Below are 1,147 nucleotides of genomic sequence, written 5' to 3'. Positions count from 1 at the left end.
ACGCCGACCCAGTTCTATCAAGGCGCCGACAGCTTTGTGGTCACGCTGAGCGATGGCCATGGCGGCACGGCCACGCAGACGGTCAATGTCAATGTTGCGCCGGTAGCGCCTACGATCACGCCGGCCAGCAATCCATTGCTCGTCAGCGAGGCCGGCGCTGTAGGGCTAAGTACGCTGGGTGCGACAACGGGGATCGTGGCTACCAGTGCGACCGATGCGATTGCAACTACAGTTGTTTCGGGTGCGACTGTCGCATTGAGCGTTTCGAGCCAAGCCGCGCATGGCACTGCCACGCTGGCCAACGGCGTGGTAACCTATGTGCCCAATGCGTATTATGTTGGGCCCGACAGCTTTGCGCTGACGGTGAGCGATGGACACGGTGGCGCCACAACGCAGACCATCAACGTAACGGTTGCGGCACAGGCATTTACCGACACCGTGGCGGTGGCGGCAAATGCAACTAACACCGTGACGAGCTACACTGATGGTGCGGTGCAGGTGGCCAACCATGACAGCTATGTCTACCGAGTGCAGGATACGCAATGGGCCAATGCCGAAATTACCAATTTCCAGGTTGGTAAGGACAGTATTGCAGTTGCCGGCACGACCACGGCCGCACAATGGTCGTTCACTTCAGATGCCCAAGGTGATCTGATTATCTCGCACACGAACGGTACAACCGAAAGCTTTAAGCTCGATGGCGTGCTGACCGATCACACCGCATTTGTGCATGATTATGCGAGTGCGGTTGCGGCGCTGGGCGGCAGCAACTTCATGGCCTTCCCTGGGGTTGATACGATTAGCGGCAGCAATTCCGGAATCACCATCACCAATGGCAATCTGAATCCTGCCGGGGTCAATGCCGATGGGGCGGCGGTTGCCACCGACGGCGCGGCGGGCAGCATCGGCTATACGCTGAACGAAGCCAGCGGCACCAATGTGGCGATTTCGCACTTTGGCCACGGCGATACGATCACCGTATCGAACGGCAGCCATATCGATTACAGCTTTGGCACCGCCAACAACGGCATCGATATCGTGATCGACCACACAGAGCTGGCTCGGTTTGTCTGCACAGGGATCGGCAACGGATAAGTGGATCGTCTGCCGGTTGCTTTCTTGAATTGCCGATATGGGCTTTCATGGA

At 58.1% G+C, this 1,147-nt stretch carries 1 protein-coding gene; it reads left to right on the top strand.

Going from position 1 to position 1,147, the window contains the following annotated elements; genetic code table 11:
• The coding region (locus tag G404_RS20705; RefSeq protein WP_036522013.1) for an Ig-like domain-containing protein at positions 1 to 1,095 on the top strand (1,095 nt) is incomplete at its 5' end.
• Positions 1,096 to 1,147 lie beyond the last annotated feature (52 nt).

Source organism: Novosphingobium acidiphilum DSM 19966, from assembly GCF_000429005.1.
Classification (GTDB): Bacteria; Pseudomonadota; Alphaproteobacteria; order Sphingomonadales; family Sphingomonadaceae; genus Novosphingobium; species Novosphingobium acidiphilum.
The sequence above is the reverse complement of the archived record's forward strand: the minus strand, read 5'-3'. Positions and strand labels throughout refer to the sequence as shown.